4 protein-coding genes and 1 pseudogene are annotated in these 3574 nt (G+C 46.1%); 2 read left to right on the top strand and 3 right to left on the bottom strand.

The annotated features are described in order from the left end of the window. Positions 1-2010: dihydropteroate synthase (locus IJJ71_RS08325; protein ID WP_296846367.1), on the top strand; the 2010-nt coding region annotated here is incomplete at its 5' end. Between the two features lie 118 nt (positions 2011-2128). On the opposite strand, the gene IJJ71_RS08320 is transcribed toward IJJ71_RS08325, so the two are convergent. The 3 genes from IJJ71_RS08320 to IJJ71_RS08310 are packed head-to-tail and all read right to left on the bottom strand — an operon-like array spanning position 2129 to position 3244. Further along, entirely contained in the window at positions 2129-2593 is a 465-nt protein-coding gene (locus IJJ71_RS08320; RefSeq protein ID WP_296846366.1) for a hypothetical protein, read from the bottom strand. Beyond that, positions 2575-2961, bottom strand: a complete 387-nt coding sequence (locus IJJ71_RS08315; RefSeq protein WP_296846365.1) for a type II toxin-antitoxin system VapC family toxin — start codon at positions 2959-2961, stop codon at positions 2575-2577. Before IJJ71_RS08315 ends, IJJ71_RS08320 begins: the two co-directional genes overlap by 19 nt. After that, a complete protein-coding gene (locus tag IJJ71_RS08310; RefSeq protein WP_296846364.1) occupies positions 2951-3244 on the bottom strand; it encodes a type II toxin-antitoxin system Phd/YefM family antitoxin in 294 nt (97 codons plus the stop codon). The genes IJJ71_RS08315 and IJJ71_RS08310 overlap by 11 nt, the downstream gene beginning before the upstream one ends. Positions 3245-3352: 108 nt before the next feature. Here IJJ71_RS08310 and IJJ71_RS08305 point away from each other — a divergent pair. Continuing rightward, positions 3353-3574 (top strand): annotated as a pseudogene (locus tag IJJ71_RS08305) (hypothetical protein); the annotation flags it as partial.

The following is a 3574-nucleotide window of genomic DNA, read 5'->3' as shown; positions in this document are numbered from 1 at the left end:
GCTGACATCCGCACGGTTGTGGTTTATCTTGAGTCGCTTGGAGTCGATTTAATCGGATTTAACTGCGGCGGTTCTTTGAACGAAGATGACAAAATCGTTGCTGAGTTCATGCGTTACGCACATCTGCCTGTTTGCGTGGAGCCGAATGCGGGATTGCCGACTGTTATCAATGGAAAGGCTGTATTCCTTGTCGGGGCAGAAGAATTTGCAGAGCATCACAAGAAATATCGCGGGCTTGGAGTAAGCGTTTTTGGCGGCTGCTGCGGAACGACACCTGAGCACATCGGGGCAATGGTCAAAGCGATTGAAGCCCTTCCTCCGCAGAAACGACAGCCGTGCGAATTCGAGAACGCATGTTTTATCTGCTCATACAATTCGAGCGTTCAGATTGGAGGAAACGCAGGCCCTCAGATTATCGGCGAGCGAATCAACCCGACCGGCAAAAAGAAGGTCAAAGAGGCCTTGCTTGCTCACAACATGAATTTCGTGCTTGGCGAGGCAGAAAGCCAGATTAACGCTGGCGCACAGATTCTTGATGTGAATGTCGGACTTCCAGGAATTGACGAAGCGCAGACAATGGTTGATGCCGTCAAAACAATTCAGGGCGCATTCAACACACCGCTCCAGATTGATTCAAGCGAGGCTCCTGTTCTGGAAAAGGCGCTGCGTTATTACAACGGAAAAGCCCTGATAAACTCAACAAACGGCCGCCAGGATGTGATGGACAAAGTTCTTCCTCTGGTAAAAAAATACGGTGGGGCTGTGGTCGCACTTTGTATCGATGAAGCCGGAATCGCACCCACTGCGGAAGGTCGTGTTGCGGTAGCAGAAAAAATCATCACGGAGGCGGCAAAATACGGAATTCCAATTCGTGACATCGTAATCGACACTCTTACGCTAACAGTTTCGAGCCAGCAGAAAGAAGCACTGGAAACCGTTCGGGCAATTCAGATTTTAAAAGAAAAATACGGCGAGCAGGGATTACAGTTCGTGCTCGGAGTTTCAAACATCAGCTTCGGAATTCCTCGACGAGACATCATCAATTCCAGATTCTTTGCGATGGCACTTTATGCAGGATTAAGCGCATGTATCATCAACCCGCTCATGCAGCCGATGATGGAAACCTACTACGGCTACCGTGCCCTGGCAGGATTTGACGAAAACTGCCTTGACTACATCGAAAAATACAACGACACCCCGGCACCAGTCTACGGTTTAACTGCTGAACAAGCGGCAACGGCTAAAGCCAATGCGCTAGGGATTGTAGCACCGGCGTCAGCCGTTCGCGAAGCGAATGGAGCGAACAGCGTAAGTGCGAAAAGCCCGACCCGAAGGGAAGCGCCCAATCTTCCTGAAAACCTCACGGAATCAGAAAACTCGCTCATCAACATAATCTGCAAGGGCTTCAAGGACTCGTCGCCGGACGCAACAAAAAAGCTGCTCGAAGAAGGAAAAGAGCCGGTCGAAATCATTGACCGCTGCATCGTGCCCGCCCTGGACATCGTGGGAAAAGACTTTGAAATCGGAAAGAAATTTTTGCCCCAGCTTTTGCTCTCGGCAGACACGGTAAGCAACAGCTTTGCGGTCATCAAAGCCCACCTCGAAGCAAGCGGAGTCGCACAGGAATCAAAGGGAAGCATCGTAATCTGTACGGTCTTCGGCGACATCCATGACATCGGGAAAAACATCGTCAAGGCCATGCTTGAAAACTACGGCTACACGGTAATCGATTTGGGAAAAAATGTTCCGGCAGAAAAGGTCGTGGAAACCGTGCTTGAAAAAGACATCCAGCTGGTCGGACTAAGCGCGCTCATGACAACGACGGTCGCAAATATGGAAGACACAATCAAACTTCTGCGGGAAAAACTCGGCGCGGTGGGAAAGACCTGCAAGATTATGGTCGGCGGGGCTGTCCTCACGGCGGATTACGCAAGCCAGATTGGGGCGGATTATTACGCCAAGGATGCGATGGTGTCTGTGTCGATAGCCAAGGAAGTGTTTGGCCGTTGACAAATTAGGATTATATGTTATAGTAAAACTGTCGGGCAGCCCGCCAGACTGCGCAAGGGGGATTCCGATTGGAGTCGATTGGCATGCGCCCTTTCCTGCACCGATATTTCAAACGCCATTATTGGGCTTTTTTCCATAGTGGCGTTTTGTTTTTTACAACATTTCTGCTTGAAGAAACCACAGTCTTTACATCATAAAAATCGCCATCAATAGACGGTACAAGCTGAACATAAGCCGTATTAAATCGGGGGCCCCTTCTAAATACAATCAGACCGCTTCTATTTGGGTAAATGGCATCATAATCAGAACAAACATATTCAACAAAATCTCGGGCATTATTAAAACCTGCCGCCTGCAAATCTTTTAGCCTTGCCGTGCGTTCTATATGAGCTTCACCGTAATTCTCTTTAGACGACTCGTCTTGCTTGCCTATTCTAAGACGGATTTTGCCAGCCTGTCGCTTAATGAGGCTTGCAATCTCCGGAGAAATTTCACCAAAATCAATGTTGCCGTTGCTTGTGAGTACAAATCCGCCTGAGTATTGCTTTGGATTTCCCTGCATATCTACATCTTCACCACGCACAATCCGCTGATATTCTCAAAATCACTGTCTGCGGTCACAAGCTCTAAATCGGCGGCAAGGGCTGTGGCAGCAATCCAAATGTCATTTTCGGGAATGGGACGGCCTTTTGCTTTTAGATTTGACTTGATTTTTCCGTACATTTTGGCGACTTCCAAATCAGGTTGCAGGACTTTCATCTGCTCGCAAAAACAAAAATAGTTTTCTCGGTTGAAATCTGATTTTTTAGACAGCTCCGCACCGTACATTAGTTCACCGACACTGACTGAAGAAACATAAAGCTGCTCCATATCATCAAAAAGAGAAAAAAACTCTGTTTCGCCTTTAAAAAACCGTATTATGACATTTGTGTCGATTAGCTTACCATTCATTCAAATCAACCTTACGACATTCCTTGATAGCAGCTTCCATTTGCGCGGCAGATTCGGAATCCAAAGAACCGAAAAAATCTTTGATTAACTTTTGAGAAGCTTGTTTTGCACTTGTAACCAATCTTTCATATTCTGCAACTGGCAAAACCACGGCTTCCATTTCGTTATTGCGAATGATTGCAATTTTATTTAATGTACGGTTTGAGAGTTCTGTCAAAAATGTAGAAAACTGCCGGACAAGCTGTGTCGCTGAAATTATTTCTTTTCGCTCGAATGTAACCATAATCTCACCTCTTACATATTATTATACATCTTATTCTGCGTATTTCAACCATTCTCCTCCCCAATCTAGCATTTTCCCCATTTTTCTGATATTCTTTTACATTACAACATGAAACCACGAATTTACGACAACAAACCTCTCAAATCTTTTAATCCTCTCGTTGCCTACGCGGGCGTGCTTTTTGGACCACCGAGTTTTATTACGAACTTCAAATGTTTCGCTACAATTCTCAAAGAATTTTTCTTTTTGCAATATTTCGAAAAATTTCATATCCTGCACATTCCTGTCGTGCATGTTGACCATCCGCTCGACAAAAAAATTCCGTTTACG

It is taken from the genome of Treponema sp. (assembly GCF_017430385.1).
Classification (GTDB): domain Bacteria; phylum Spirochaetota; class Spirochaetia; order Treponematales; family Treponemataceae; genus Treponema_D.
This window is presented reverse-complemented; position numbering and strand designations above follow the sequence as displayed.

Bases quoted from the DNA above. Each gene is read 5' to 3' on its own strand.
- IJJ71_RS08315 (WP_296846365.1), bottom strand. From the start codon at position 2,961: ATGAATGGTAAGCTAATCGACACAAATGTCATAATACGGTTTTTTAAA.
- IJJ71_RS08310 (WP_296846364.1), bottom strand. From the start codon at position 3,244: ATGGTTACATTCGAGCGAAAAGAAATAATTTCAGCGACACAGCTTGTC.